Raw genomic sequence first — 25766 nt, 5'->3', positions numbered from 1 at the left:
ACAAGAATTATAAATAATTTATTTCTTTACAAGTTTAACTGTTTTCTGGAATCCTCCTTCAGCTTCAATATTTAAAACTAAAACTCGTGATCCTTCTAACTGTTGTGTGAAATCAAGATCCAATACTTTATTGGTTCCGTTGAATTTCTTCGTGTAAACGATTTTCCCGTCCATGCTGTAAGCTGTTACAGAAATATCTTTCAATCCTTTTGCTGAATTGATTTTTACCACTCCTGAAGTTGGGTTCGGTGCTACCGTTACTGTATTCTCTTCAATTTTAGTATCAATAGTTCCTAAAGTTCCTTCAGTTCCAAGATTATTTTTAAGGGCAATAACAATTGTTGCTGATTTCCCTCTGTAATCAATTGTATTTCCTGTAGCATCTACATCTGTAGAAATTGTTGAATCCGGGTGTTGAATAGAGAAGAAACCAAATTTATGATCAGGTGTAAATGTCAATCCTGTAGGTTCCGAACCAGCCGGCATAAAAGCAAATAGTCTTACTTTCGGATTGGCCTGTGTATGATCCGGAGCAATGACCCAGATATAGTTTTTACCACCATCCTGAAGTACCCAAAGGTTTCCAAGTTCATCGAAAGTAAGGTTGTCATTTCCGTCTCCCCAGGCTTCAGATTTCATTCCCTGAGCTGTATTGAAAGAATATACAGAAGAACTTCCACCTACAAATGTTTCTACCTGAGAAGCCGTAGTTCCGTTATCCTGTAAACGGTATACTCTGTCTAATCCTTTGGCTGTAAAATAGATTTTACCATCCAGCGGGCTGATATCAACATCTTCTACCCCGTTGAATTTTGTTCCACCTAATGACAGGGCGTTGGTATTGGTATTATTCTGATCTACTTTTTCTTTATTCGGAACCTGAATCCATGTCGCTGTAGTTCCTACCGGATCTCCTGCAGCCGTTAATCCCTGATCCAGTTTTAATACATAAAGGTTTCCAGAAGAGAAATCATTAGGAGTATCCATTACATATTTGTACACCAAGTGAGTTCCACCGTCTTCTCCATAATACGCTATAGTTCCCGCATTATTGATCACCACATTCTCGTGGTTCATGATTCCCATCTGCCAAAGCTTACCTTTTGTCCCGTTAGGGTTTTTAGATATAACCTGAGCAGTAGCAGGATCAATCTCTACCAACCAGCCATAATCTTTATAACCGTCATTGTTCACATCATTGGAAGTTACAGATTCTTCTGCAGTGACTATAGTTCCCCACGGCGTAATTCCTCCGGAACAGTTCCTGATCGTCTGTACCAAACTTGGATCTGAGAAACTTACCGCTCTTGATTTTGTCAGCTGCCAAAGTTTTGAAGTCGCGTTATAGTTGATTTCTGCCATGGTAACTCCTCCGGGATTCGTTTCATGGTTGACAGAAAGATATCCGTTCGTACTGCTTCCTGTTTTTGGGACATAACCGGTAAAGTCATTCTGACCTCCTACCAATCCTCCGCCTTCGGTATAGCTGTCTCCTTCTTTTAAAATAAGCTGGTATTTGTGTTCAGCCGGAATAATTAACTTATTGGTTTGTGCTGTAGGAACAATTGAAGTAAAACAGCTGATATGCGTTCCGTTACAAGCTACAGGAATAGTTGTATTGGTAGTCGTTTTCAGATAAGCATCAATTCTTAAGTCTGAACTGGTTGTACTTCTGTTATGTAATTCAATAGAAAATCTGTTAACACCGTTTACAAATTTTGATTTTGGAATTGAAAAAATGTTATAAACACTCTCTGCTGCCCCATCAATAGTAGTACTGGAGAAAGTATTGAATGTAACAGCACCTGCAGGCATATTATCTCTTACAACTTCTTCTCCGTTAAGGTATACAATAATACCATCGTCTCTCATCACACCAAACTCCATAGTATCGGAAAGCGTTGAAAGATCTACCGTAAAATCTTTAGCAAAATAGGCTGTAGTAAGCCCTGAATTGATTGTGGTAGTTACAGGATCTCCATATCCTAACGGGCCGTTTCCTACTGCCCATGTTGAAATATCATAGGTTTGGGCATTCCAACCGGCTGGCTGCGCCTGGTTGTTATCTTTATAGCTCCATGACGCATTCTTATTGAATATCAAGGTCTGCGCCTGAAGACCAGAACTGGCCAGTATAGCCAAAGCTCCCACTGCTAGTAGTTTTTTCTTCATTTTTTATTTGATTTATTAGACCTTGCAAAACTATTTTTTTAGAGCTTTTTCTCTGTTAATAGGATTTTAAATATAAATCGTCGAATATTAACTTATCAAAAACCTAATGTTAAGTGGATTAATTTTTTGTTACAAAAGCATAAGGTTCCAACCTTCTTTTCGGAACACAAGTATCTGAAATCCTTATTAAGGTTATAAAATTTTAGAAACAGGACAATCAAAAAATAAGGTATGTCAACTGACATACCTTATAAATCAAATATTGTTTTTTAAATTTATTTAATGATGAATTTTTCCTGAGATGTATTGGTTTTAGATATGTAGGATGCGATATATGCTCCTTTTGGAAGGTTCAGTATAATGTTTTCTTCAGATTTTAAACTGAATATTTCTGCTACTTTTTTACCGGACATATCATAAATAATTAATTGTGAGCCCACCCAAGATTTTGGCACGCGGACTGAGATTGGAGTGCCCTGAGCAGACGGGTTGGGAACAATTCTTGGCAACTGATTTTTCGCAACCTCGGAATTAACTCTGGATAATGCAGAAGATGAATTGGTAAGGAAAAACTGACTGAAAGAATTTACATTTAAATTTGTGTTAAAAGTAACCCTTGTATTAAGACCTGTACCGGAAACCTGATCTGCATTATCGACGCTTGTTCCCCAGGTGCTTCCAAAGTCATTACTCCCTCTTTTGAAGAGACTGTAAGAAGATGGATTCAGATAATTGCCAAATCCTGCATTTTTATAAAATGATAACGATGTAAGCGGTGAAAATGTAAGATTTGTCCCATAATTGTTTATAATCGTATAGAACTCAAAATTAGTATCCGTATTTGGTAATTGGTCAGGATTAATTGTACCTCTTGATATCCATACATCTCCATTCGGATAAGTACCTGAATTAAACTCCATAGCAACTCCGGCAGTTGTAAAGTCTTTCACACCAGAAGACGTAACATTCATTTTTTCACTTACTCCTTCAAAAACCGGGGCATTTGAAGTTAATCTTGTATATCCTGTTCCCTGATAGGATGCAAAAGTTCCTGAGTTGTTTTTATTAACCGTAATATTCCCGGTCGATTCATTGAACTGAAGATAATACACCAATCCATTTAAAATAGGATCTCCGGCAATACTTTTTGTCAAATGTCTCCATTGTCTGATTTCATCAATAGATAATGGTCTGTTCCAGATTGCAACTTCATCCATTTCCAATTGGGTAAATCTGTTCGTATATCCTCTTCCATAGCTTCCTAAAAACAAGAGGTTGAAAACTTCAGACGGTAATGCTGTATTATTTATACTTTCTTTTCCGTTAACATATATTTTTACATTCGTTCCGTTGCTTACCAATGCGATGTGTGACCATTGCCCTACAGGAGCCTGCAAACCGGATGACCAGCTCCAGCCCGGGTGAAAGCCGATTGTGTTGTTGCCTTCTCTGAAATTCATTCCAAATGGATTGCTGCCATCCTGAGACATAAAAACACCACTGTAATCGGTCTGGATACCGTTGGGTTTTATCCAGCAAGAGAATGTAAAAGAATTTTTATTAAGGTTAGCGTTATCTATTTTAATATAATCACCTGTGGTTTGACCTGTAAGTTTTATACTGTTTCCAGGAACTTTGTCAGGCTGGCTTGTTCCACACTGATTATTGATTTCAATAAAATTATTGAGTGTCTGCGTGCTTGTTCCATATTGATCTGTCACCGTTAAAGTTACGGGATAGGTTCCGTTCGCGGCTCCCGCATAAGAAACCAATGGGTTTTCTAATGTGGAAGTAGAAGGTGTTCCTCCCGGAAAGCTCCATTGCCATGTAGCACTGGCATTACGTACAACGGAATAATCTTTAAACTGGACTTTTTCTGCAACCGGACAGCCAATTTTATTATTTCCAACTGATATTAAAGCACTGGGAGGACTTATCTCATATAATGCATGCTCAAATGCACCTCTGGATGTTCCTATTTTTAATTTATTTTCATTGTAATTGATGAACATAAAACGTACATCACACATGGGCAAGCCATTACCCAGCATTACCCAATTCTGCATCACATTATTTCTGTAAAATATTCCTGCTTTATTGCCTACATACACACCGCCGTTTGATCCTCTCTGGAAAATAATTTTCGTAATCGGAGAAGTCGTGAGTACAGAAGAACTGAGATTAGTCCAGGTTGCTCCTCCGTCACCTGACTTTAATACTTTGCATACTGACTGAACGCCGCTGTAAGTTATCCATATTTTGTTAGGATCATCATCTCCTATGGCAATATCCGATATATTGGTTTGCCCGGAAGTTACCGTCGTATTAGGGGTAATATCAGTCCATGTAACGCCGGCATCTGTCGTTTTCCAAAGTTTATTATTGGTTAAACCTTCAACAACAATCATTACATTGGGATTTTTAGCAGAAATCTTTTCTCTGAATACCTGATTGCCAAAGGTTTTTACAATAGATATACTATTTCCGTTGTCTTCGGTTTTAATAAGAGAATTTTTCCATGTTGCCAAATTCGGATTACCTGTCGGATATTGACCTGCATGATGGGTAATCATGGTATAGTATTTATTGGGATGGAATTCTATGGAATTAAAATAAGCATAAATTCCTCCTAAATCCAGGAAATTAGGTTCATTAATCAGTGTATTCACGCCGGTCCTGAAATACCGGTAATTACTATATCCCTGGCTGTAAATATACCGGTCATCCAAGGGATTAACGTCTGTATTCCCCTGATCTGCCCCTGTTCCGTTATACCAATCAAAACCATTGGCACTTTCCTTAATCATTACCGGGCCGTGATTATTCCCCGATGCAACCAGATTGGTTTTGAAAGCACTTCCGAAACCCCAAAGCTCATGATTACCAATACTATTGGTTAAAGTAGTCATTGTGACTCCCAAATTGCCGGATGCTGCCATTTCCCCATCACTTCCTGTTACAAATTTTCCGTTCACGAAATCCATGGATCTGATATCAGAATGGGTGTATGACGCAGGAGTAGTAAAGGTTACTCCATTATCTGTGGAAATCCTGATTTGACCCACTCCATAAGTTCCATATACAATCTTATTTTCATCATTACGGTCCATTTGTATGTCGCCATGATGCAGACTGTTAATTCCTCCGGAACCAGGAACCATATTGATTCTTGAATTTTCAACGGCTCCGGTAGCTTTATTAAATTTATAAAGGTTAACCGCCTGATGCCCATAAGCGTTAGCACCACTCCCTGCCGCTACATAGAACGAAGAAGTATTATTTGTGGGTAAAAAGACTTTAACCCAGCCAACAATTTGCCCATTGGCAGTAGTATCCAAGGTAGTAGAATTTAATTGGGTAAAGCTAGCTCCCTGATTAGTTGACTTATAAACCTTAAAAATATTATTGTTTGATGAGCTGGCAAAATAAACCGAATTCCCATCATTCGGATCCCATTCCAAAGATTCACTCTGCGTTGAAGAATCTCCAATCTGATAATCTGCAGAAAGACCGGTTTGAACGGCACTCCAGGTATTTCCGCCATCACTCGTTCTGTACAATGAGGTTCCCCAGTGAACAACAGCAATATTAGCATTTGAAGGAGAAACTGCAATATCATAAGCTTTTCCGGAATAGTTTGCGGAAGTCATCGTGGTGGCAGTCCAGTTAAGTCCACCATCTATAGATTTAATGAGCTGGGTATTGCTTAATGCATACACTGTTTGCGGGTTGGCAATACATACGTCAATGTCATTATACTTAGAATCAGGAAAACCGTTGTCTACCAGATTCCAGGACGTTCCTCCATCTATAGTACGCCATAGCCCTCCGGTTACGAAGGATACAAACATCTTTTGAGCATTGGTAGGATCTATCCTGGTTAAAAACACATACCCTCCATGATTATATTTATTGGAATAATTTGTACTTGCACTATTTACCGGTCCTATTATTGTCCAGTCACCAACTTGTGTTTGTGTAGATAATAAGGCTACATTTTTTACTTTAGGTTGATTGAACAATAAAGGTTCAGGGGTAACTTTCCCCTGATTATCCAGATAAAACAACTTTGTTCTTAACCGGTCTTCGCCAATACTTCTTGGCTTGCTTTTTTCCCACCTGTGACTGCCAAAATACTTGTCGAAACTGGCTTTTACTTTGAAGTAATCGACATTGTCCTTCATTTCAGAAAACCAGGGTTGGGACTTGTGCCTTAATTCGTATTCGATGTCTTCATCCTCCTCAGTTTCATTTCTTGCTGCCGGAAGAGTTTGAGCATGATAAATTGCTGAGATCAGCAAAGTAGGTAAAAGAAGTCGCTTTATTTTCATCATTATTATTATTTAATTATTAAATCATTATCAATGAAGTAAATTTAAACAATACCAATAATACTTAAACAACATGCGAATATTTTACTAATATTTTACATTTTTAATTAATTTAATAAAATTATAGTGATTCAGTGTTTATCATACACCTACACAAACTTCAATAGATTTAATGTACTGAAAAGCCTGAAAACATTTTATGTAAAACAAAACAATTAAAGAAAAAAATTTTTGATCGTGGTAAGGAAAATGAACAAATACTCTGGCTTTAAGAGTACGGATATGTGATGTAAGACCATTTTTTTATTGCCCTGAATACTTGCCTTTGCCCAATAGGTTAATGGTTCAAAGCAAAACCATACCTTGCAACTCCCACTCCGAATTACTACCAAGAAAACCGTCTATTTTGATTTACTCACATCCGTAAGAGCATTCAGAAAGGCGATGATCTGCTTTATTTCTGTTTCGGTGAGGTTCAGTTTATCGGATGCCAGCGTCTGGTTTTTCATTTTTAATCCTAAACCTTCTCCTCCACCTTCGTTATAAAAATCCAGGACTTCTTCCAAGGTATTGAAAGCTCCGTTATGGAAATAAGGTTTGGTAAGGGCAATATTTCTCACCGTTACTGTTTTGAATGAATAATCATAAATCCATGATTTTTCCTTTTTCACAGGGCTGTTTCCTCGTCCCAAATCCTTATCAATCTCTACCGGAAGCTGTTTGATCGGTCTGGTTGTTATTCCCAAGACTTCAGATTCATTTTCATTAAAAAATGGAGGTACCAATCCTGAAAAGGTGGGGGTAAAATGGCAGGTTGCACAATTGGCTTTTCCCATAAAGAGGTTGAATCCTTTTTTCACATCATTGGAAACCTCTTTTTCATTCCTCATAAAACGGTCAAAATCGCTGTCAAATGAGTACAATGAAGCCACATAAGAACTTAATGCTTTTGAAAAATTTTCTTTACTGATTTTCCCGTCCTTGAAGGCATTTCTGAATGCTTTTTTATACTCAGGTTTTGTTTTTAATTTCTGGATAATGCTTTCATAGCTGGTATTAAATTCCTGCTCATTATAAATAACGTGCTCTGCCTGCTGTTCAAGATAGAAAGCACGAAGATCATAGAAAAACCTCTTGGCAAAAACAGCATTATATAAAGATGGGGAATTCCTCAAAACCGTTTTCCCTTCCACATTACTTTGTGATTTTGCCTTCAGATCTGTAAAAGCATTTTCCTGAAGATGGCAAGTCGCACAGCTCATTTTTCCGTTACCACTTAAATTCTGATCGTAGAAAATGGATTTTCCAAGGTTACGGAGTTCCGGACTATCTTCTGAAGATTTTAATAAAGTATAAAAATAAGGATCCAAAAAATCACTGCTGAAAAAGTTTTTGTTTCCCACATTCCATCCGGAAAACTCTTTAAGATCATCAGGTCTTCCGTCCCATTTTCCCAGCTCTTCATACAAAGGCTGAACGTCTTTTTTATAAAATTCAATACGATCAAAAGTTTTAAAGTCGGTATTTTTTGAAAGATAGCCAATAGCTTCTGTTAATATCAGATTAGCTTTCTGAGTATTATAGTTTTTAAAATAAGGATCATCATTGATGTACTGCTGTATTCCTGCAAAAGCATGTCTGGTTTCTTCAGAAATATTCAAAGATCCCGGTGTATCAAAACCTGAAACACCCAGTGAATAGATCCTGATCAACTCTATTCGCAAAGGCAGTGTTTTGTTATTTCCTTTGCTCAACCCATTTTTTAAAGCACTTAAATAAAACCCGGAATAGCTGTTATACAAAAAGGTAGTGATGGTTTTGATCTTTTCTTTTTCATGTATTGCTTCGTCGGAAAATATCAGTTCATCCAGTACCTGCAATCCTTCGGGAGGAAGTGTATAGGCTGAAGTTCCTGCAGCTTCGATATGAAACAAAGGTGCTGCATTAAGATGGGTTTTGGTAAATTCAGGATAATGATAAGCGATATAGAATTCAATTTCTTTGAATGAATTTCTTGTTCTGCTTAGTGATTTTTGCAGCTCTTCCAGGGAAATACGGTCTTCAGAGAACTTATCAACATCTGATTTCAGCTGTTCAAGATTGGTTTTAAAGTCGGACAACCCTTTATTGACAAATGTATTTTCGCTTTCTTTTCCTTTATAAACAGGATTAAAAGACATTACTGCAAATCCTATCAGAAGGACGATTACAAGCAGTGGATAAGATCTCATGAATTTTTAGCGGCAAAAGTATTCATCTGATGTTATCTCAGTTTTAATAACAGATTAAATAATGTTTATATTTCCGGTACAATATTTTTCACTAATTTTAAACCCCGAAATCAAATTCATTATTCTAAAGAGAACGGTTCTTCGAAATACCGGAAAATAATGGCGGGAGATTATTGGGAGAGGATTTTTTAAATTAAATTCAACACATCAAAAAAACTAAATAGGAGTATGAAAACAAAACTATGGTTTGCTGTTATGGCAAGTTTCCTTTCTATGACGGCATTTTCCCAGAAAAAAAAGCAACCGGAAAAGATATCCGGAAAGCCACAGGAAATGGCTGTATATGCAGAGAAAAGAGGGGCTGATTATTATTTGGTCCGCCTGGAAAAAGATAAAAACATTCCCAATGTATATGTACATTCCAATGGTATAACCAAGCCTTATAAAAATTATTCTGACCTGAAAGATATTGTTACAGAGTTCCCCGGAATGATGACTTCCAACAACTCAACAAAGGAAGAACTGATTTCTATTCTTAAAAAAGATGATCACTTCTACGAAATCACTTCACAGAGGAAAGATCCTAAAAACATTGAAAAGACGATCATTACTGTATATGAGGTTATGAACGGACAGAAAAGGATTGTAGAAGAATACAATGACATCTACGAGGTTATGGCATCTCCTTATAAAGAAGCCATTATGATTAATTAAAAAAACAAAAAATATACATATTATGCTAAACAAACTTGCTGCCTCAGAACTTGTTCTGAATGAAGACGGAAGTGTATACCACCTGAATCTTTTACCTGAAGATATTGCTGACAAAATCATCCTTGTAGGTGATCCTGACAGAGTGGCAAAAGTTTCAAAATACTTCGATACCGTAGAAATCAAAAAAAATAAAAGAGAATTCTATACGCATACAGGAAAGCTTCGTGGAGAAAGAATCACCGTAATGTCTACAGGGATCGGAACTGAAAACATCGATATCGTGATGAACGAACTGGATGCTTTGGTAAACATTGATCTTCAAAACAAAGAATTCAAGACTGAGCACAAGGCTCTTGAATTATTCCGTATGGGAACTTGCGGAAGTGTAAACCCTGATGTACAGGTAGACAATATGCTGGTAACGCAGAACGTTGTAGGTTTGGACGGATTGATGCACTTCTATCAGGATTACAACTTCGAAAATGAGTTTTCTAAAAGCTTCTTAGAAAAATTCCCTTACGAAAGAATCAAGCCAATGCTTTATTTCTCAGACTGGGCAGAAGAAATGGGAGCATACTACAAAGATGCCAAATACCACGGAAATACAGCAACATTCCCGGGATTCTATGCTCCACAGGGAAGACAGCTTCGTTTGAAAGCGGTAGATGATCAATTCCTGGAAACATTGAATGATCTTGGAATTACCAATTTTGAGATGGAGACCTCTGCGATCTATGCTCTTTCAAAATTATTAGGCCACAAAGCCATTACCGTAAATAACGTTATTGCCAACAGAAGACGTGGAGAATTCTCCGCAGACCACCATGCCTCTGAAAAAAACCTTATTGAATGGGTATTGGAAAGAATTATTAAGTAATTATTTTATTGATAAAATTAAAACCTCCGGAAAAAGATTCCGGAGGTTTTTTTATTAGGTTTTGGCTAAAGCCAATGGAATTTTTATCTATTTTTTAACGGGCTAAAGCCCGTTCCTAATGAATTGTATCTTGCTGAAAATATTGATTCTTTTATGATGAACAAAGCTTACCACTCACCTTATCATTCCCTAGGAATCTAAATACAAAACTTTAAAAACAGCGTAGAGATTCCTGCGGAATTACAGAGTTGTCAATAGAAATCTTGTAAGTAAAATAGTTAAAGGCCGATAATCATTAATACAAATGCCATGATTACAAATGAAAAGTCCTGGGATCCGGATATTGAAATGTATAATTCAGCTCTGAAACCAGCTTTGATGACAGAACCTTCTTCCCTTTCACTTCAAACTCTTCTTCATCAAGTAGATTTTTCTGTGCGTTAATCACCTGACTTTTCGCAGGATGTACAGGAGCCGTAACATTATAAAGTTTTGATTCACTTTTCTGTTTAATCATTTCTGAGATAATCCTGCTGATATCAGCATAATGAATATGATTTACCGCATGGTCCAGATTACCTACATTATAATTTTTTAAAAGTCTGTTATCCCCCATCAAACCACCAAGTCTTAGAATATTAAGTTGGGGATATTTATTTCTCAACATTCTTTCGCCTGATATTTTCTCCAAAGGGACATCTTCTTCTGTAAATTCTTTAGCAATATCGGGATAAACACCTGTAGAACTCATCAGAAACATCTGTCCTTTAAAGTCTCCTATAAAAGCTGACAAATTCTGAATCCTGTTATACAAAGAGCTTACACAACAGCTTTTTTCAGAAACAGGAATTGTAATAATCAAAACTTCCATATTTTTAACTTCTCCCCATTGGGAAAGAGGTTCTGTCAGCTGATAATCCGGGAAAGAAGCCATTACAGCATGAATTCCTTTATTATTGAGTAAATTTACTTTGCTTTCTGTTGTAGTTGTAGTTGCCAGTGTATATTTTCCGGATAAGGAAGATGCGAGTCTTTCTCCCAGCCAGCCATAGCCTATAATTCCTATTTTCTTCATTGTTCGGACACGGTTTGAATGGATAATATTTCGTCTAAAGAAGCCATCAGTTGAGTTTTTACTTCATCATTCAGATGCATACAATTCTGAACAGCTTCAGGAATATATTTTGCTTTTTCTTCGAGTTTTGCTCCCTGCTCTGTAAGGTTGATCAATACAACTCTTTCATCTTCTGAGCTACGGGTTCTGATGATCAGTCCGTTTTTTTCCATACGTTTCAAAAGCGGGGTAAGCGTTCCGTTGTCCAGATGAAGATGTTCACCAATCTTTCCTATATTCATTCCGCCATATTCCCATAAAACGGTCATGACAAGATATTGTGGATATGTAAGTGAAACTTCCTCCAGGTAAGGCTTATATAAACCCGTAATATATCTGGAAACGGCATATGTTTTAAAACATAAATGTTCTGATAAAGGCATCATCGTTCTATTTTAAGAAACAAAGATAACCTATTTACTTTGTGCACAATATTTTTGTTTAAAATATTTATTAATTAAAATCTTTTATAACCCGAATTCTATTTTTGCAGAAAATTTTCTTTTAGCCTCTTCTTATTTATTATTTTAGCAAAAACTAATTACTGATTGAACATGAAAACACACACATCAGACAGAAAACAATAAGCTTTCAGAACTCTCTACAGAAGAACTCACAAAGGAAGAAAAAAAACGCTCTGCAGCTCATATTTCCTTTTGTATAATTATGGGAATGCTGGTAGGCGTCTGCATTTATGTTACCGCTAAGAAAGGGTTCAACGGTATCACTCCGCTTCCTCTGGCTTTTTTCCCTTTATATCTTATTATTAGAAAAAGCTGGCAAAATGCCCGCAAGGAACTTCAATCCCGCAAGCTAAATAAAAATTGACAATCCATAAAAAGGACTTCCAGTCCGGAAGTCCTTCACACCATATCAACTATAATAAAAAAACCTATTATTTAAAATTCATTGATCATCACGTAAAAATGTCCGGAATACAAACTGTTAGCTGTTCCTGAAATATTAGTGAGATTAATTGTAATAGAGGAAGCAGAAGTCATTCTTGGATTCGAGATGGAAAATGAAGAATTTCCTACAAAATCTCCTGCCGGAGAAACTACCACTACAGCTCTTGTGGAACCAGGCTGATATTCTGCCGGAACAGGAATATCGATGGTTGTAGATTTTCCCGGAGGCAAATTATTAATTGAAATTCCAGGCCATGCTTCAAAACTGATCTGACTTTTCTGAACACTGCCTTTTTCTCCCAATTTAAACTGTCCGCTTACATCCAGTTTTGCAGAGATATTCGGAGTATTTGTACCAATACCTACATTTGCATTGTTATTCCCCAGAACAATAGCATTGGCCTGTGAAGTAGCAGCTCCATATCCTACAGCGGTTGAAAATTGTCCTGACGCATTGGCTCCCGAGCCTAAAGCAGTAGAATTCTGACTATTTGTTACTGCATTATATCCTAAGGCAGTTTCACTATTGCTATTTGTTTTGGCATTATATCCTAATGCAATGGACTGAAATCCATCTGCTGATGAGTTATTTCCAACAGCTACAGATTCATTGCTGCCGGTTTGGGCATGAAAACCTATTGCTGTAGATCTGAATCCTGCTGCAGTCGTTTTATTTCCTACAGCTAAAGCTTCATTACCAGAAACTGAAGTGGCACTCCCAATAGCAATTCCCATAAATGCTGAGCTTGCGCTTCCCAAAGCAATACCATTCTGACCTGCATTTGAACCTATCCCGAGGCTTACAGAATTGTCAACTCCAAGTCTTCCTGCTGTTAATGCATTTACTTTAAAGATCAGATCATCATATGTTTTTGTTCCTAAAGCAAGCGTTGTACTCGCTCCTCCATAATTTCCTACATTCGTGCCTGTAAGGTTCCAGTTGTTTCCATCCTCTGTTTTAGTGGTATTCCCACCGTTTGCTAAAATTTTATTCCATTTTGATTCGAACCAGTAATAGAAACCAATTTCTTTCAGAGTAGAATTTCCGTTATTCCATATGATAAGACCTTCTGCCGGAGAAGGTATGGTAATATTGTCCGTTGTCGTGGTAAGCGCAACACTTGGAAGGAGTACTCCTTTATTATTGGCATTAATCTGAAGCATCGCTGACGAATCCGGATTCGGTAATCCAATCCCAACTTGCGCATATGTAAAAATACTTATTAAGAATAAGAGAAGTGTATACAGAAGTTTATAGTCTTTTTGCATTACTTGCATTTTTTTGCAGGCGCAAATATATAAATTTTTAATAAAATCATAATTAAATTAAAAATATCATAATTAAAAACACATTAAAGTGATTAATATAAAATTTAATCACAAAATAATGAAAAATGTTTAATATCAAGCAATTAACCAATACAGCATTCATTAGGCCTTTCTGATATATCCCATTCTGCGTTTAATTTTTTAAATTACAAAATCAACAATAAATTTCACTAAATATTGAATAAAAATCAACGGCTATTTTCTAAGAAAACATTTTTTTAAATGATCATTGACCATTCCGGTAGCTTGCATATGAGCATAAATGACTGTAGAACCTACGAATTTGAATCCTCTCTTTTTAAGTTCTTTGGAAATAAGATCTGAAACCTCTGTTGTGGCAGGAATGTCGGATAATGTTTCGGGACAGTTGTCGATTGGTTTTCCATCAATAAAATCCCAGATATAGTGGGAAAAGCTTCCAAATTCCTTCTGAACTTCTATAAATTTCTGTGCATTGTTGACAGCTGACAGAATTTTAAGCCTATTTCTGATAATTCCGGGGTTATTCATCAGTTCCTCAACCTTTTTGTCAGAATAAGCTGCTACTTTTTTATAATCAAAATCATCAAAAGCTCTTCTGAAATTTTCCCTTTTAGACAAAATGGTATACCAGCTCAAGCCAGCCTGAAAACTCTCAAGAATCAGGAATTCAAATATTGTTTCATCATCATACACAGGCCTTCCCCACTCTTCATCATGGTATTTTCTGTAGAGATCATCTTTTTCACACCAGCCACAACGTATTTTTTCCATAATTATCAATTTTATACTTTAAATTTACTATTGATTTAGTAAAATATAACAAAATATTATGAAAAGTTTAACAGAGAGGTTCTATTTTAGGAATGGTTATTGTTTAATTACTCATACCAAATTAAAATTTATACTATTATGAACAATTCAGAGTACAATAAAGCGGAAAATGCAGTAAACAATGTAGAAAATTCTTTACAGAATGCAACGGACAAAGCCAAGTGGAAAATCAATGAATTGGCAGACAAGGCTAAAGATTATATCAATGAAAAGAGGAATAATGATCAGGAAGCCAGCCAGGAAGACTGGCTAGACAGGGTAAAAGCTAATGTATCCGATGCATGGGAAGATATCAAGGATAAGGCAGATGAGGCATGGGAAAAAACCAAAGATGCGGCAGAGGATGTAAAGGCAGAATGGAATAAGAAAACCAATTAGTATTTCAGTCATATAAATATTTTCAATAAAATGGAGTCTTAAATTGATAAGGCTCCATTTTTTATTATGCCATAAGCACAATTATTGTTACATTTGTATTATAATAAACATTAAAAAATTATGTCATACGGTTTACTTAAAGGCAAAAAGGGAATTATTTTTGGAGCCCTTAATGAACAATCTATCGCATGGAAAGTTGCTGAAAGATGCCATGAGGAAGGTGCTGAATTCATTTTATCAAACGCTCCTATTGCTTTGAGAATGGGAGAACTTAATGGTTTAGCAGAAAAAACAGGTTCTGAAGTAATAGGTGCTGATGCTACTTCTATAGAAGATCTTGAAAAACTTTTTGATGCCGCTGTTGCAAAATTTGGAAAAATCGACTTTATCCTTCACTCTATCGGAATGTCTATCAACGTAAGAAAAGGAAAACATTATACAGAAATGAATTACGACTGGTTGGAAAAAGGCTGGGATATTTCCGCTGTTTCTTTCCATAAAGTAATGCGTGTAGCTTGGGAAAAAGACTGTATGAACGAATGGGGAAGTATTTTGGCTCTTACTTATATTGCAGCTCAGAGAACATTCCCTGATTATAATGATATGTCTGATAACAAAGCGTATCTGGAAAGCATCGCAAGAACTTTCGGAAACTATTGGGGAGAAAGAAAAGTACGTGTCAATACGGTTTCTCAGTCTCCAACAATGACTACTGCCGGTAGCGGTGTGAAAGGTTTCGGAGGATTCCTTGGATATGCAGAAGATATGTCTCCGCTAGGAAATGCTACAGCTCTTGAATGTGCAGATTATTGTGTAACTTTATTCTCTGATCTTACTAAAAAAGTAACCATGCAGAATCTTTTCCATGATGGAGGTTTCAGCAGCTCAGGAGTTACTCAGAGAGTAATCAGTAAATATGACGCTGAATAATCATTCATAAAACAATAGCGGACTAATAAAGTTCCGTTCAAAATAAGTAAAGCCCATGAAAATTTTTTCATGGGTTTTCTGTTTGTATCATCCGGATACTCCTCATTTGGCGAATTCTTCCAGGCCACTATTACCGACAGTCAAAAGTGTTGCATTCTGCTACATTATCCAAAATAAATAAAGATATCTGTTCATCATTAAAATACATACCATCTATAATATATATCGGATATGTGAAATAATTATTAGTTAAGAAAGTCAACAACAACTCTATTTTAAGAAAAAGAAAAAGCAAAAACCCAACATTAAAATATTATTATTTCCTTAAAAATATCTTTTTTAATTAACAATAATAATATTAATTTACCATAAAAAAATATTAATTTTCTATAATATAAATCATAAAACAAAATAATTTATAATTTAACATCATCAACTAAAAACAAGTTTTATGAAAAAACATTTAATTTTTTTTGCCTCAATACACTTTATTGCCGCAATTTCATTTTTTAATCCTATAAAGGCTCAGACCTGCCCAAGCTGGGGGCCTTATATAGAAGGATTTGATATGGCTAATACCGGGGAACTTTGGTACTCGGAAGTAATGGTAGACAATACCTGTAAAAAAATCAACACCTATTATTCAACGCTGAACTTTTCTTTAGGTCCGCGAGGAGGATATGGAGGAATTCAATACAAACCGAATGAAGTGTATAATAACATCTTCTCTATGTGGGACATACAGGACTCCAGCCTTCCACAGTGTAAAACGGAATATGCAGCGCCCAATACTTTGGTAGATGGTTTCGGAGGAGAAGGAACAGGTCTTCATACAGATAATCCCATGCCATGGGTACCGGGAGTATGGTATGCAACAGTTGCCAGAAGGTGGTCTACCGGTGATGGAAAGACAAGAATAGGGTTCTTTATGTATGATTACGGTGTAGGAAAATGGAAACATTATGTGACTATTATAACGCCGGAAAATAATGCTTCATTTACCGGAACAAAACTGGGAGGTTTCGTAGAGAACTGGAATTCTAGCTTGAATAAAGATTCCCGTTGTGGATATTACAGAAATTTCTGGAGTATGAATGCACAGGGAAACTGGTCAAAACCATTAAGATATACCGCTTCAGCAGGAACCGGATCCTGGGGAGCACAAACAGCATTTAACAATACTGCCATTAAAATAACATCGTGTGGAACAACACCTGCTCCAGCAGGTGGTTCAGTAACTTTTAACAGTATTACTCAGGAAGGTACAAAACCTGCCTCAACTATTCCTATTAATGTCACTACCGTTACCCCTACATATAATTCATCCACTAATTCGGTCAATGTAACTTGGGCAAGTTCAGAAACAACAAGTCCGCAGCTTTCTTATAAAGTAGCTTTGTATACTGAAGCCAGCTGGGGGAATAATTATACTCCGGTTGCAGTAGTTTCCGGTATCCGTCCTGATCTCCGAAATGTAAGTATTCCTCTTCCTGCTAATTCTCAATCCGGAAAATATTATGTAAGTGTAGTATTGGAGGATATATTTAAGCAAACTTCTAATTTCGGATATAACAATATTAATATCATAGCACCTCCGGTCATTGACCCGAATACCTATTACAGAATAAAAAATGCAGGAAGTAACCTTTATATAAGCCCGGCAAATTATAGTTCTGCATCAAATGTTAAGATGGTACAATATCCGTTTAGTACTAATCCTGCACAGCAATGGAAGCTTGAAAAAACAGGAAAAAACTACATTATTATTAACCATGCTTCCGGATTGGCAATTGATGTTCCCGGTTCTAATATTACTAACGGAACTACATTGATACAGTATTCCAAAACCGGGAATAACAATCAGCAATGGGTACTAAAATCCTATACACCCAATACCATACTTATAGGCACCGCTTTATCAAATATGAAATCGATGGATAATCCTGCCAATTCCCAAACAACAGGCACTAATATTAACATTTGGGATCAGGATATGAATGGTACGGCAGGAATAAATCATCAGTGGATACTTGAACAGGTAACAACCACAACGTCAAGCATGTCTGCAAAACAGGAAATAACTTCTGCCGTTTATCCTAATCCTGTAAAACAAGGGGAAAACCTTACGATAAATCTTCCTGAAAATGGAAATTATGAATTACAAATTGTAAACACAGATGGACTAACAATACAACACCAGACAGTAAAAGGGGGAAAAACTACAATTTCAACCTCAAATATAAAAAACGGTGTATATTTCTATATGGCTAAAAGCATAAATGGTACTATTTCAGGAAAATTCTCTGTACAATGATAGTATAAGATTGTAATAACATGATATAATCTAAACGGGCGACCTCAATAAAGGCCGCCCGTTCTGTCAAAAATAATATTAAATTAATATGAAATTATAAAATTACGGTTTGTATAGAATGTGCAGGAGCATTCAGCTTAGCAGCCATTCCTTCTATCCATAGATTGGTTTCAATATCATTGTCCGAATCATTCATGATAACGGTTACCAGCTGTCCGTTTTCATTCATAAAAGCAGAAGATGTAAGGGCTGCTCTGTTGGAAGAACTTCCTATTCTCTGCGCATTCGGTCTGATATATTTTGAAACATGCCCTATATAATAGTATTCATACGTATAGAATACCTCTCCTGTTTTGGTATCAGCAATAATCGGGGCAAAGCAGAAGTTTCCTTTATGATTAGGTCCTCCGGTTTCATCCAATAAAATATTCCAGTCAGTCCATAAAGCATTTCCTTTGTTGAAATCGTTCAGCATATTTTTGCTGTACAGCTCTCCCAGGCTTACATCATAGATTTTATCCATATTGAACTGTTCTTTACATCCTTCCGTAAAAGCCAGGAATTTATCAGGAAAAGCTCTGTGTGTTTCTGCTAAATTGTCAAAAAGCTGAGTTTTGTTGTTCCACGTTTCATACCAATGATAACCGATACCATGGGCATATTTTGAGGTTTCCGGATCACTTAAAGTAGTTGATGCTCTTTGATAGATAAGGTCTCTGTTGTGGTCCCAGATCATTACTTTTTTGTCTTTATATCCGTTTTTCCAAAGCGTTGGTCCAAGGTTCTTTTTCAGGAATTCTCCTTCTTCTTCAGCGGTATAAATACATGATTCCCAGCTTTGGGTAGCCATGGGTTCGTTCTGAACAGTTAATCCCCAGATATTAATTCCTCTCTTTTCATACTCTTTGATGAATTTGATATAATAATCTGCCCATGTCTGATAGTATTGATTTTCCAATCTGCCGCCTTTATACAAGCTTTGGTTTGATTTCATCCATGCTGGTGGGCTCCATGGTGAGAAATAAAATGTAAAATTATTACCAATAGCTTTCTGAGCTTCTTTAATCATTGGGATTTTATACTTTTCATCATGAGCCACATTAAAGGTCTTTAACGAAGTATCATTATCTTCTACATATGTATAAGAATCACTGGAAAAGTCACAGGAATTCATATTGGTACGAACAACAGTGTATCCCAATCCATTTTTTCCGAAATAAGCATCCAGAATTTCTTTTTGCTTATTCTTTGGCATTTTATAAAAAGTCTCTGCTGAGGCATCTGTAATGGCACCTCCAATTCCTATCAGTTTCTGATATTTAAAATGGGGAGCTACAAAAATACAGGCATCCGTTTCTTTAGGCTGCCCGAACTGCTCAAATGTAACTACTCCCTTATCCACCATCTTCTCATTTGCTTTTGAGTTGGTAAGAACCACTTTAGCTGTTTTTCCTGCATTTTTTTTCCAATAATTCTGAGCATTGACATTCATGACAACGCCTACTACAAAACAACTTACAATTAGTTTTCTCATGATTTTTTCTGTTTCCGGACCCATCCGGTCCTCATTTTCATTATTTATTTTGATAAACTCTTACGTAATCTATATAATACTTCTGTGGAAAAATGGTATCATCAATACCTTCCTTTCCACCCCAAAATCCTCCTAAAGCGAGATTTAGAATGATAAAGTAAGGTCTGTTAAAAGGCCATGCTTCATTGTTTTTCTCTTTATTTTCGTAGGTGAAAAATTTCTTATCATCTATATAGACATCAATCTTTTCCGGTGTCCAGTCTGCTTTATAGACATGGAACTTTTCGCTTGCATCCTTTACAAACAAAGTATCTGTTTTCTGTGTTCCCTGGATATGATTGTATTTTTTGGTATGAACGGAAGCATGGATATACCCTTGGTTATAGCCCACATGTTCCATGATATCCAGCTCACCATCATCAGGCCATTTCTTCATATTTTCACTCATCATCCAGATAGCAGGCCAGGTTCCACGGCCTTTAGGAAGTTTCGCCCTAACTTCTACTGTACCATATTGAAAAGCAAATTTTCCTTTGGTTAAAAGTCTTGCAGAAGTATACTTACTGTTTTCACGATTTTCTTTTCTGGCTTCAATGATGAGATTTCCTTTTTCCATTCTGGCATTCTCAAGCCTGTTTTTGGTATAAAACTGAGCTTCTTCATTTCCAAAACCGCTTCCTCCGGTATCATAATTCCATTTTAATGAATCCGGAAGGCCTTTGCCGTTAAACTCATCACTCCAAATCAGTTTTCTTCCAGTATCTGGTTTGTTTGAAGCACAATTGAATACAGAAAGGGCGAGTGCTCCTGCTGCACAAATTCTGATGAGATTTTTAACTTTGAGATTCATATGTATGTAGGTTTTAAGTTTTGGCTAAAGCCGTTTTAACGAGCAGGTTTTAATCCGCTCCTCTTGAATTGAATTTATTTCGTCCAGGTGATTCTTTTGGCCTGAACATTTTGAGAATCCGTACCTATCATAATGTCAAATTCTCCGCTTTCCCAATCAAAATTCAGGTTATCATCAAAGAATTTCAAATCTTCTGGTGTCAATTTAAAATCTACTTTTTTACTTTCTCCTTTTTTGATGAATACTTTCTGAAAGCCTTTCAGTTCTTTTACGGGTCTTACAACTTTCCCGAAAAGATCTCTGATATAAAGCTGTACCACTTCTTCTCCGTCATATTTTCCTATATTGGAAACAGTCACACTGATATTCAGTATTTGATTTCCCGTAAGTTTTGTGGAACTCAGAACCATATCAGAATATTTGAAATCGGTATAGCTTAAACCGTATCCAAACGGATATTTCGGGTCATTATCCAGGTCTATATAGGCTGAAACATAGTTTCTGTCTGTATTATTTTTTGCCGGCCTTCCTGTATTATAATGATTGTAATACACAGGAATCTGACCAACAGTTCTTGGAAAAGTCATTGGTAGTTTGCCACCTGGATTTACAGTTCCGAACATAACATCAGCAATTGAATTTCCTGCTTCTGTTCCCAGCCACCATGTGTACATAATGGCAGGAATATTGTCTGATGCCCAGTTGAAAATCAGAGGTCGCCCGGCATTGATCATCAGAATGATAGGTTTACCTGTTTTGGCAATTTCTTTTAACAAATCTTCCTGAACACCTGTAAATCCTATATTACTTCTGCTTTTGGCTTCTCCGCTCATCGCATGGCCTTCTCCCAGCGTCATGATGACAACCTCTGCTTTTTTTGCAGTTTCTATGGCTTCAGCAAACTGACTTTTATCCTGATCATCGATATTGCAGCCTTTTGCATATAATAAAGTAGAGTTTTTATCCAGCTGGTTTTTAATTCCGTCAAATTGTGAAACGATTCTTTGATTATCATCTTTGAACGCAACAGACCAGAAACCATGATTAGCTACTGTTTCTTTACCGAAAGGGCCAATCAGAGCAACAGTTTTTGTACTTTTTGAAAGCGGAAGAATATTTCCCTGATTTTTAAGAAGAACGATACTTTTTGAACCGAATTCTCTTCCGAATTTTCTGTTTTCCTGATTATCAGTCTGCTCTTTTTGTCTTTTCTCATTACTGAACCTGTAAGGTTCATCGAAAAGCCCCATTTCGAATTTCTTGGTTAAAATTCTTCCCGTTGCATCATCTACCAGTTTTGCATCTACTTTTCCTTCTTTCACCAGTTTTGGAAGCTCTGCCATATAGACACGGCTTTCCATATCCATATCGCTTCCGCCTTGTATTGCTTTTTCGGCTGCCTCAGCACCATCTTTAGCATAACCATGAGGAACCATTTCTCCGATGCTTCCCCAGTCTGACACTACAAAACCTTTATAATTCCATTTTCCTTTTAAAAGGTTTCTCTGTATATATTGGTTGGCTGTTGCAGGAATTCCGTTAATATCATTGAAAGAGTTCATGAAAGTGGCCACTCCTGCTTCTGCTGCCGCTTTGAATGGTGGAAGATAAGTTTCATTCAATTGTCTGAGACTCATGTCTACAGAATTGTAATCTCTTCCGCCTACAGCGGCTCCGTAGGCTGCAAAGTGTTTTGCACATGCCATTATGGCATCAAGACTTCCCAAGCCTCTACCCTGAAATCCTTTAATTCTTGCTAATCCTATTTTTGTTCCAAGATAGGTATCTTCTCCTGAACCTTCCATTACTCTTCCCCATCTCGGATCTCTGGCAATATCCACCATTGGCGCAAACGTCCAGTGAATACCATAAGCGGCAGCTTCTGTTGCGGCAATTCTTTCTGATTTTTCAATCATGGCCAGATCCCAGCTTGCAGCCTGTCCAAGATTGACAGGGAATGTGGTACGATAGCCATGGATAACGTCCTGCCCGAACAATAAAGGAATTTTCAGCCTGGACTGCATGGCCAGTTTCTGAAATGCTCTGGTTTCTTCAGAACCTGCTACATTCAACATGGAACCTACTTTTCCTTTTTTAATTTCTTCTAAAACAGCAGCTGAATTGGAATGCTGCGGTCCTGTGGCATATTCAAAACCACTGTACTGAACCATCTGCCCTACTTTTTCTTCCAAAGTCATTTTAGACAATAGCTCTGCTACTTTCTGATCAATGGTCTTTTGTCCGTAAGCATTCAATCCAAATGCAGAAAATGCCAGTAAGAAATAAACTCTTTTCATAGTATCAAATTAAAAAATATAGGTTGCTGTAGAACGTCCTGAAATTGTTACTGCAGCGGTTTTCCCGGCAAATTTAATATTAAAATTCTCATCTGCCTGATTATCGTTCTGTACAATTAAAACTATTTTCCCAAATTGAGTCTTAAAAGCAGCCGTTGAAAGTTTATCCGTCTGTGTGGAAGCGATGCGCTGAGAGCCTGCAGGAATAAATTTTGAAGCATGTGCAATAATATAATAGGAAACATTTCTGGTGAAATTTTCACTGTCGGAAACGGTTATAGCTCCTTTACATTCTGTACATCCGCCATCTGTATGAGGGGCAAATTTCGGATCGTTGGCAAGATTCCATTCCAGCGCAATTTTACTCCAGTTTCTCATAGATCCGATGATCACGTTTTTTGTATGCCAGTTCAGATCTTCGGTAAAAGTGCCTTTTGAACCTGTCCATTGTTCAGTAAAGTATAAATTCTTATCCGGAAAAGCATTATGTACCGTACTTAATGCAGAAATATCGCCTTCGTAAAGGTGAAAAGCAGATCCGTCTATATATTTGCCAGCTTCAGAATCTTTTAAAATATCAATCGCGTATTCGGGTTTGTTACAATTGTGATCATACACAACAATTTTAGTAGTAATGCTATTTGTTTTAAAAACAGGCCCCAGATGGTTCTTAATAAAATCTCTCTGTTGTTCAGACGGCATATACAAACTTGGATTATTTCCAGGATGCAGGGGTTCATTTTGCGGAGTTACAGCATCAATGGTAATCCCTTCTTTTTTCATTCCCTGAATATATTTTACAAAATATTGAGCATACGTTCCATAGAATTCAGGTTTTAAACTTCCTCCTTTTGATTTTCCGTTGTCTTTCATCCAAACCGGAGGAGACCATGGAGCAGCAATAATTTTAATAGAAGGATTGATTGTCAGAATCTCTTTCAGCATACTAATCAAAGCGTCGTCTTTTGCCAGACTGAATTTTGAAAGCGAATGATCAGTTTGTCCCTCTGGAAGATCATCATATGAAAAGACTTCACCATCAAGATCAGATGCACCTATGCTCAGTCTTAAATAGCTGACGGATATTGAATTTTTATCATTTCCAAAAAGTTCGTTAAGCAGTGCTTTTCTTTTGGAAGGCGACAACCGGTTGATTACCTCAACACTTCCTCCTGTTAATGTATAGCCAAAGCCATCAACATATTGAAATTTTTGAGTGTCATCAATTTCAATATTCTGAAAGCGGTTGGTGTTATTTACAAATTTAAGGGGAGTCTGCTGCTGTAATTTTACACTTTCATCTCCTTTTGTAAGCCAGTACTGCACTTCGTTTCCTTTATTGGATGCCACTGAGGTACATGATAAAGGAAAAAGGGCCACACCACTAAGTAGTGCGGCACCTCTAAAGAAACTATATAAGTTGTGAAACTTCATATTTTAGTAACCAGGATTTTGTTTGATCTTCGTATTAAGAAGTTCATTATAAGGAATAGGTAAAAGTTCATTCTTATTGGGTTTAAATCCTCTAGATGCTAATTTGGAAGGTGCTTCTCCCCATCTTACGAGGTCAAACCATCGGTGCCCTTCACCAGCCAGTTCACGTCTGCGTTCATCTTTAACAGCTTGCAGTGTTACTGGTACTGAAGGCAGTCCAACTCTGGCTCTTACTGCATCCAATAAAGCCTGGGCTCTTGCACCTGAGCCGTTTAATGCTTCGGCTTCCATTAAGTAAGTATCTGCCAGCCTGATTACGATATAATTCCTGCTGTAGTTTAGCTCCGGAGCTCCGGGAAGATTGGATACCTCATCTCTTCTGGGAAGATATTTATTCAAAAAATAACCGGTATCATTATGAGCGGGTGAATATTTGATCTCTCCGCTTGCAGTCAGTTGTTTTGCGTTCAGGATCGTGGCATTCACTCTCGGATCGTCCTTCAGGAAATTATAAAGATCTTCTGTTGCAGTATTAAATGCCCATCCTGAAACAATATCAGGTGCTGTAGTCTTTAATCTATCGTATCCTCTCGGTCCTATCATTATACAGATAGAGTTTCCTTCATCCTTTCCTTGACCCCAGAAGCCCCAGTCTGAATTTCCTTTATTGGTATGCATCACTTCCAGAATAGATTCTGTGGTGAATTTGTTGTCCTGTCTCCACAGGTCATTATAATTAGCAATTAATTTATATCCGTACTGGCTGACTTGTCCCGGTGTTCCGTTCACTTCTGCAAATTGGGCTGCAGCAAGATCTTTCTTATTGTTATACAGATAAATTTTTCCCAGGATAGCTCTGGCTGTCCCCTGGCTTATCCTTCCTACCTCTGCTTTGTTAGTAGGTGCAATAGATAATGGAAGATCATTGATGGATGCTACAATATCTGATTCAATCTGCTCATACACTTTCTGAGGCTCTGTCTGAGGGATATTATAATAATCATCGGTTGCTGTAATAGGCTGTAAGATAAGAGGAATATTTCCAAACATTTTCAGCAGCTCAAAATAGTAAAGTGCTCTCAGCGTTTTAGCTTCAGCAATAAATCTTTTGCGTACCTGATCATTCATTTTAGCACCCGGAATTCTCTGAATAAGGAGATTTGCTCTGGCAATTCCCTGATAGAAATCATTCCAGTAGGTTTTGGGAACAGTGATCTGATCAATAGAATAGTTGGAAAAACTTTGTATTCCGGTACCATCTGTAGGACTTCCGCCACCGGAATAGAAATCATCGGAAGCTGCGTTAAAGAAAGTGACCGTATTTTCAAACCCGCCAGAATATTTTCTTAGCAGGTCATACACTGATACCAGCGCACTAAAAGACTGCTCTTCATTCTGGAAGTAGTTATTGGAGTCAAAAGCTCCTTTATTCTGTACATCTTCAATGAACTCATCACCACAAGATACGGAACTGAATCCAATACCTGATGTAAGTGCGATCAGTACTATTGCTTTATAGAATCTATTTTTCATGTCTGTT

General features: G+C 37.0%; 17 protein-coding genes. 5 read left to right on the top strand and 12 right to left on the bottom strand.

Going from position 1 to position 25766, the window contains the following annotated elements:
- Window positions 1-18: 18 nt before the first annotated feature.
- The 3 genes from RHP76_RS01590 to RHP76_RS01580 form a co-directional block, all read right to left on the bottom strand.
- Window positions 19-2172 carry an alkaline phosphatase PhoX gene (locus RHP76_RS01590; protein WP_311229318.1) on the bottom strand — a complete coding sequence of 718 codons (2154 nt, stop codon included), beginning with the start codon at window positions 2170-2172 and terminating at the stop codon, window positions 19-21.
- Window positions 2173-2447: 275 nt separating this feature from the next.
- Window positions 2448-6506 carry a LamG-like jellyroll fold domain-containing protein gene (locus RHP76_RS01585; protein WP_311229317.1) on the bottom strand — a complete coding sequence of 1353 codons (4059 nt, stop codon included), beginning with the start codon at window positions 6504-6506 and terminating at the stop codon, window positions 2448-2450.
- 398 nt (window positions 6507-6904) lie between these two features.
- Window positions 6905-8734, bottom strand: coding sequence for a cytochrome-c peroxidase (locus RHP76_RS01580; protein ID WP_311229316.1), 1830 nt, complete (start codon window positions 8732-8734; stop codon window positions 6905-6907).
- Between the two features lie 228 nt (window positions 8735-8962).
- On the opposite strand from RHP76_RS01580, the gene RHP76_RS01575 reads away from it, so the two are divergent.
- Together RHP76_RS01575 and RHP76_RS01570 are read left to right on the top strand one after the other, a co-directional pair.
- Window positions 8963-9448, top strand: a complete 486-nt coding sequence (locus tag RHP76_RS01575; protein ID WP_120230868.1) for a hypothetical protein — start codon at window positions 8963-8965, stop codon at window positions 9446-9448.
- 22 nt (window positions 9449-9470) lie between these two features.
- The gene (locus RHP76_RS01570) at window positions 9471-10325 is read left to right on the top strand and encodes a nucleoside phosphorylase (protein WP_120230867.1); all 855 of its coding nucleotides are present in this window, start codon (window positions 9471-9473) and stop codon (window positions 10323-10325) included.
- A 313-nt stretch (window positions 10326-10638) separates the two neighbouring features.
- Here RHP76_RS01570 and RHP76_RS01565 read toward each other — a convergent pair whose 3' ends face one another.
- From RHP76_RS01565 to RHP76_RS01550, 4 genes are all read right to left on the bottom strand, one after another.
- On the bottom strand, window positions 10639-11400 hold the full coding sequence (locus RHP76_RS01565; protein ID WP_311229315.1) for a Rossmann-fold NAD(P)-binding domain-containing protein: 762 nt from the start codon (window positions 11398-11400) through the stop codon (window positions 10639-10641).
- Window positions 11397-11825: a MarR family winged helix-turn-helix transcriptional regulator gene (locus tag RHP76_RS01560; protein WP_311229314.1), complete on the bottom strand. Its 429-nt coding sequence runs from the start codon at window positions 11823-11825 to the stop codon at window positions 11397-11399. The genes RHP76_RS01565 and RHP76_RS01560 overlap by 4 nt, the downstream gene beginning before the upstream one ends.
- Window positions 11826-12338: 513 nt before the next feature.
- Window positions 12339-13616 (bottom strand): phage tail-like protein, encoded by a 1278-nt coding sequence (locus RHP76_RS01555; protein ID WP_277694608.1) that lies wholly within the window; start codon window positions 13614-13616, stop codon window positions 12339-12341.
- Between the two features lie 255 nt (window positions 13617-13871).
- Window positions 13872-14429 carry a DNA-3-methyladenine glycosylase I gene (locus RHP76_RS01550; protein ID WP_311229313.1) on the bottom strand — a complete coding sequence of 186 codons (558 nt, stop codon included), beginning with the start codon at window positions 14427-14429 and terminating at the stop codon, window positions 13872-13874.
- 138 nt (window positions 14430-14567) lie between these two features.
- Here RHP76_RS01550 and RHP76_RS01545 point away from each other — a divergent pair, with 138 nt between their 5' ends.
- The 3 genes from RHP76_RS01545 to RHP76_RS01535 all read left to right on the top strand — a co-directional run bounded on the left by RHP76_RS01545 (window position 14568) and on the right by RHP76_RS01535 (window position 18111).
- Window positions 14568-14867, top strand: coding sequence for a DUF883 domain-containing protein (locus tag RHP76_RS01545; protein WP_034697596.1), 300 nt, complete (start codon window positions 14568-14570; stop codon window positions 14865-14867).
- Window positions 14868-14987: 120 nt separating this feature from the next.
- The gene (locus RHP76_RS01540; RefSeq protein WP_062670284.1) at window positions 14988-15797 is read left to right on the top strand and encodes an enoyl-ACP reductase FabI; all 810 of its coding nucleotides are present in this window, start codon (window positions 14988-14990) and stop codon (window positions 15795-15797) included.
- 451 nt (window positions 15798-16248) lie between these two features.
- Window positions 16249-18111: a DUF3472 domain-containing protein gene (locus RHP76_RS01535; protein WP_311229312.1), complete on the top strand. Its 1863-nt coding sequence runs from the start codon at window positions 16249-16251 to the stop codon at window positions 18109-18111.
- A gap of 94 nt (window positions 18112-18205) precedes the next feature.
- Here the strand turns inward: RHP76_RS01535 and RHP76_RS01530 are convergent, their stop codons facing one another.
- The 5 genes from RHP76_RS01530 to RHP76_RS01510 form a co-directional block, all read right to left on the bottom strand.
- A complete protein-coding gene (locus RHP76_RS01530) occupies window positions 18206-19645 on the bottom strand; it encodes a glycoside hydrolase family 30 protein (RefSeq protein ID WP_311229311.1) in 1440 nt (479 codons plus the stop codon).
- A 40-nt stretch (window positions 19646-19685) separates the two neighbouring features.
- On the bottom strand, window positions 19686-20495 hold the full coding sequence (locus RHP76_RS01525; RefSeq protein ID WP_311229310.1) for a glycoside hydrolase family 16 protein: 810 nt from the start codon (window positions 20493-20495) through the stop codon (window positions 19686-19688).
- Window positions 20496-20569: 74 nt separating this feature from the next.
- A complete protein-coding gene (gene bglX / locus RHP76_RS01520) occupies window positions 20570-22792 on the bottom strand; it encodes a beta-glucosidase BglX (protein WP_311229309.1) in 2223 nt (740 codons plus the stop codon).
- Between the two features lie 9 nt (window positions 22793-22801).
- The gene (locus tag RHP76_RS01515) at window positions 22802-24226 is read right to left on the bottom strand and encodes a glycoside hydrolase family 30 protein (protein WP_311229308.1); all 1425 of its coding nucleotides are present in this window, start codon (window positions 24224-24226) and stop codon (window positions 22802-22804) included.
- A gap of 3 nt (window positions 24227-24229) precedes the next feature.
- Window positions 24230-25759, bottom strand: a complete 1530-nt coding sequence (locus RHP76_RS01510; protein WP_062670293.1) for a RagB/SusD family nutrient uptake outer membrane protein — start codon at window positions 25757-25759, stop codon at window positions 24230-24232.
- Between the last annotated feature and the right edge of the window lie 7 nt (window positions 25760-25766).

This window comes from Chryseobacterium sp. SG20098 (genome assembly GCF_031844745.1).
GTDB classification, from domain to species: domain Bacteria; phylum Bacteroidota; class Bacteroidia; order Flavobacteriales; family Weeksellaceae; genus Chryseobacterium; species Chryseobacterium cucumeris.
Note: the sequence above shows the minus strand (reverse complement) of the source record. Positions and strands in the feature narration are given on the sequence as shown.